Source organism: Stutzerimonas nosocomialis (genome assembly GCF_005876855.1).
GTDB lineage: Bacteria > Pseudomonadota > Gammaproteobacteria > Pseudomonadales > Pseudomonadaceae > Stutzerimonas > Stutzerimonas nosocomialis.
Genome location: NZ_QLAE01000067.1, coordinates 1 through 5198, shown reverse-complemented (window position 1 = coordinate 5198; position 5198 = coordinate 1). Strand labels below are relative to the sequence as shown.

2 tRNA genes and 2 rRNA genes are annotated in these 5198 nt (G+C 52.3%); all 4 read right to left on the bottom strand.

The features are described 5' to 3' along the window. Window positions 1-126 precede the first annotated feature (126 nt). Window positions 127-3017, bottom strand: a 23S ribosomal RNA gene (locus tag DN824_RS22245). A 246-nt stretch (window positions 3018-3263) separates the two neighbouring features. After that, window positions 3264-3339: transfer RNA gene (locus tag DN824_RS22240), tRNA-Ala, on the bottom strand. Between the two features lie 30 nt (window positions 3340-3369). Then, window positions 3370-3446, bottom strand: a tRNA-Ile gene (locus DN824_RS22235). 93 nt (window positions 3447-3539) lie between these two features. Further along, window positions 3540-5076 (bottom strand): 16S ribosomal RNA (locus DN824_RS22230). Together the 16S and 23S rRNA genes with 2 tRNA genes alongside form the textbook arrangement of a ribosomal RNA operon. Window positions 5077-5198: the final 122 nt, after the last annotated feature.

The window sequence follows — 5198 nt, the reverse complement described above, 5'->3', positions numbered from 1 at the left end:
GGTTAAGCGCTTCCCCGAATTGGGTATGTGATGTCTTGGTAGTTGCGGTTCTGGCCAATTTTCGGCTGTATCGGCTTTACCTGTCACACCGTCTCGAGCGCAAGCTCCAGATTGTTTGGGTGTTATATGGTCAAGCCTCACGGGCAATTAGTATTGGTTAGCTCAACGCCTCACAGCGCTTACACACCCAACCTATCAACGTCGTAGTCTTCGACGGCCCTTTAGGGAGCTCGAGGCTCCAGTGAGATCTCATCTTGAGGCAAGTTTCCCGCTTAGATGCTTTCAGCGGTTATCTCTTCCGAACGTAGCTACCCGGCAATGCCACTGGCGTGACAACCGGAACACCAGAGGTTCGTCCACTCCGGTCCTCTCGTACTAGGAGCAGCCCCTCTCAAATCTCAAACGTCCACGGCAGATAGGGACCGAACTGTCTCACGACGTTCTAAACCCAGCTCGCGTACCACTTTAAATGGCGAACAGCCATACCCTTGGGACCGGCTTCAGCCCCAGGATGTGATGAGCCGACATCGAGGTGCCAAACACCGCCGTCGATATGAACTCTTGGGCGGTATCAGCCTGTTATCCCCGGAGTACCTTTTATCCGTTGAGCGATGGCCCTTCCATACAGAACCACCGGATCACTAAGACCTACTTTCGTACCTGCTCGACGTGTCTGTCTCGCAGTCAAGCGCGCTTTTGCCTTTATACTCTACGACCGATTTCCGACCGGTCTGAGCGCACCTTCGTACTCCTCCGTTACTCTTTAGGAGGAGACCGCCCCAGTCAAACTGCCCACCATACACTGTCCTCGATCCGGATAACGGACCAGAGTTAGAACCTCAAGCATGCCAGGGTGGTATTTCAAGGATGGCTCCACGCGAACTGGCGTCCACGCTTCAAAGCCTCCCACCTATCCTACACAAGCAGGCTCAAAGTCCAGTGCAAAGCTACAGTAAAGGTTCACGGGGTCTTTCCGTCTAGCCGCGGATACACTGCATCTTCACAGCGATTTCAATTTCACTGAGTCTCGGGTGGAGACAGCGCCGCCATCGTTACGCCATTCGTGCAGGTCGGAACTTACCCGACAAGGAATTTCGCTACCTTAGGACCGTTATAGTTACGGCCGCCGTTTACCGGGGCTTCGATCAAGAGCTTCGCTTGCGCTAACCCCATCAATTAACCTTCCGGCACCGGGCAGGCGTCACACCCTATACGTCCACTTTCGTGTTTGCAGAGTGCTGTGTTTTTAATAAACAGTCGCAGCGGCCTGGTATCTTCGACCGGCATGAGCTTACGGAGCAAGTCCTTCACCCTCACCGGCGCACCTTCTCCCGAAGTTACGGTGCCATTTTGCCTAGTTCCTTCACCCGAGTTCTCTCAAGCGCCTTGGTATTCTCTACCCAACCACCTGTGTCGGTTTGGGGTACGGTTCCTGATTACCTGAAGCTTAGAGGCTTTTCCTGGAAGCATGGCATCAACCACTTCGCTTTCTAAAAGAAAGCTCGTCATCAGTTCTCGACATTAAGATCCCGGATTTACCTAAGATCTCTGCCTACCACCTTAAACTTGGACAACCAACGCCAAGCTGGCCTAGCCTTCTCCGTCCCCCCATCGCAGTAACCAGAAGTACGGGAATATTAACCCGTTTCCCATCGACTACGCTCTTCAGCCTCGCCTTAGGGACCGACTCACCCTGCGTCGATTAACGTTGCGCAGGAACCCTTGGTCTTTCGGCGTGCGAGTTTTTCACTCGCATTGTCGTTACTCATGTCAGCATTCGCACTTCTGATACCTCCAGCGAGCTTCTCAACTCACCTTCACAGGCTTACAGAACGCTCCTCTACCGCTCACCTTACGGTGAACCCGTAGCTTCGGTACCTGGTTTGAGCCCCGTTACATCTTCCGCGCAGGCCGACTCGACTAGTGAGCTATTACGCTTTCTTTAAAGGGTGGCTGCTTCTAAGCCAACCTCCTAGCTGTCTAAGCCTTCCCACATCGTTTCCCACTTAACCAGGATTTTGGGACCTTAGCTGACGGTCTGGGTTGTTTCCCTTTTCACGACGGACGTTAGCACCCGCCGTGTGTCTCCCGTGCTGACACTTGCTGGTATTCGGAGTTTGCATCGGTTTGGTAAGTCGGGATGACCCCCTAGCCGAAACAGTGCTCTACCCCCAGCAGTGATACACGAGGCGCTACCTAAATAGCTTTCGAGGAGAACCAGCTATCTCCGAGCTTGATTAGCCTTTCACTCCGATCCACAGGTCATCCGCTAACTTTTCAACGGTAGTCGGTTCGGTCCTCCAGTTAGTGTTACCCAACCTTCAACCTGCCCATGGATAGATCGCCCGGTTTCGGGTCTATTCCCAGCGACTAGACGCCCTATTAAGACTCGCTTTCGCTACGCCTCCCCTATTCGGTTAAGCTCGCCACTGAAAATAAGTCGCTGACCCATTATACAAAAGGTACGCAGTCACCTAACAAAGTAGGCTCCCACTGCTTGTACGCATACGGTTTCAGGTTCTATTTCACTCCCCTCTCCGGGGTTCTTTTCGCCTTTCCCTCACGGTACTGGTTCACTATCGGTCAGTCAGTAGTATTTAGCCTTGGAGGATGGTCCCCCCATATTCAGACAAAGTTTCTCGTGCTCCGTCCTACTCGATTTCACTTCAAGGATCTTTTCGCGTACAGGGCTATCACCCACTATGGCCGCACTTTCCAGAGCGTTCCGCTAAAATCCAAGAAGCTTAAGGGCTAATCCCCGTTCGCTCGCCACTACTAAGGGAATCTCGGTTGATTTCTTTTCCTCAGGGTACTTAGATGTTTCAGTTCCCCTGGTTCGCCTCTTGCACCTATGTATTCAGTACAAGATACCCAGCTTGTGCTGGGTGGGTTCCCCCATTCAGAGATCTCCGGATCACAGTCTATTTGCCGACTCCCCGAAGCTTATCGCAGGCTATCACGTCTTTCATCGCCTCTGACTGCCAAGGCATCCACCGTATGCGCTTATTCACTTGACCATATAACCCCAAGCAATCTGCTTGAGAGTCCTGATCAGATAAAGCCGACATTCGCCGAAAATTCGCGCTTGAACTCGCAAATTTACCTTGACCAAACTGATCGCCAGTGAAAACAATCAGTCAGTCTACTTCTATCACATACCCAAATTTTTAAAGAACAGTTACTGGCGCAAAGACCAGAAATCAACATTCCCCACCCCACGGTGTGAATGTTCATTTCTGAGCTTTTCAAGCGATTCGAGTAAATGGTGGAGCCAAGGAGGATCGAACTCCTGACCTCCTGCGTGCAAAGCAGGCGCTCTCCCAGCTGAGCTATGGCCCCATCTACAGATCGGCCACATCCCTTGACAATTGGTGGGTCTGGGCAGATTCGAACTGCCGACCTCACCCTTATCAGGGGTGCGCTCTAACCAACTGAGCTACAGACCCAATCGTCTTACTCTCGGGCCTAAACCCAATCGCTTTTCGCAAGTGAATCAAGCAATTCGTGTGGGAGCTTATGAAGAAGCTGATGTCGTCGATTAAGGAGGTGATCCAGCCGCAGGTTCCCCTACGGCTACCTTGTTACGACTTCACCCCAGTCATGAATCACTCCGTGGTAACCGTCCCCCCGAAGGTTAGACTAGCTACTTCTGGAGCAACCCACTCCCATGGTGTGACGGGCGGTGTGTACAAGGCCCGGGAACGTATTCACCGTGACATTCTGATTCACGATTACTAGCGATTCCGACTTCACGCAGTCGAGTTGCAGACTGCGATCCGGACTACGATCGGTTTTATGGGATTAGCTCCACCTCGCGGCTTGGCAACCCTTTGTACCGACCATTGTAGCACGTGTGTAGCCCTGGCCGTAAGGGCCATGATGACTTGACGTCATCCCCACCTTCCTCCGGTTTGTCACCGGCAGTCTCCTTAGAGTGCCCACCATAACGTGCTGGTAACTAAGGACAAGGGTTGCGCTCGTTACGGGACTTAACCCAACATCTCACGACACGAGCTGACGACAGCCATGCAGCACCTGTGTCTGAGTTCCCGAAGGCACCAATCCATCTCTGGAAAGTTCTCAGCATGTCAAGGCCAGGTAAGGTTCTTCGCGTTGCTTCGAATTAAACCACATGCTCCACCGCTTGTGCGGGCCCCCGTCAATTCATTTGAGTTTTAACCTTGCGGCCGTACTCCCCAGGCGGTCGACTTAATGCGTTAGCTGCGCCACTAAGATCTCAAGGATCCCAACGGCTAGTCGACATCGTTTACGGCGTGGACTACCAGGGTATCTAATCCTGTTTGCTCCCCACGCTTTCGCACCTCAGTGTCAGTATCAGTCCAGGTGGTCGCCTTCGCCACTGGTGTTCCTTCCTATATCTACGCATTTCACCGCTACACAGGAAATTCCACCACCCTCTACCGTACTCTAGCTTGGCAGTTTTGGATGCAGTTCCCAGGTTGAGCCCGGGGCTTTCACATCCAACTTACCAAACCACCTACGCGCGCTTTACGCCCAGTAATTCCGATTAACGCTTGCACCCTCTGTATTACCGCGGCTGCTGGCACAGAGTTAGCCGGTGCTTATTCTGTCGGTAACGTCAAAACAGCAAGGTATTAACTTACTGCCCTTCCTCCCAACTTAAAGTGCTTTACAATCCGAAGACCTTCTTCACACACGCGGCATGGCTGGATCAGGCTTTCGCCCATTGTCCAATATTCCCCACTGCTGCCTCCCGTAGGAGTCTGGACCGTGTCTCAGTTCCAGTGTGACTGATCATCCTCTCAGACCAGTTACGGATCGTCGCCTTGGTGAGCCTTTACCCCACCAACTAGCTAATCCGACCTAGGCTCATCTGATAGCGTGAGGTCCGAAGATCCCCCACTTTCTCCCGTAGGACGTATGCGGTATTAGCGTCCGTTTCCGAACGTTATCCCCCACTACCAGGCAGATTCCTAGGCATTACTCACCCGTCCGCCGCTCTCAAGAGAAGCAAGCTCCTCTCTACCGCTCGACTTGCATGTGTTAGGCCTGCCGCCAGCGTTCAATCTGAGCCATGATCAAACTCTTCAGTTCAATACTGCTTGGGTTTTGAGAAAACCCTAAACTTGGCTCAGCAATCGCAAATCTCTCCATAAATGAAGAGTAACTCTCGAATTAACGAGTGTTGCTTTGTGATGCTGATAATCAGTTGACTA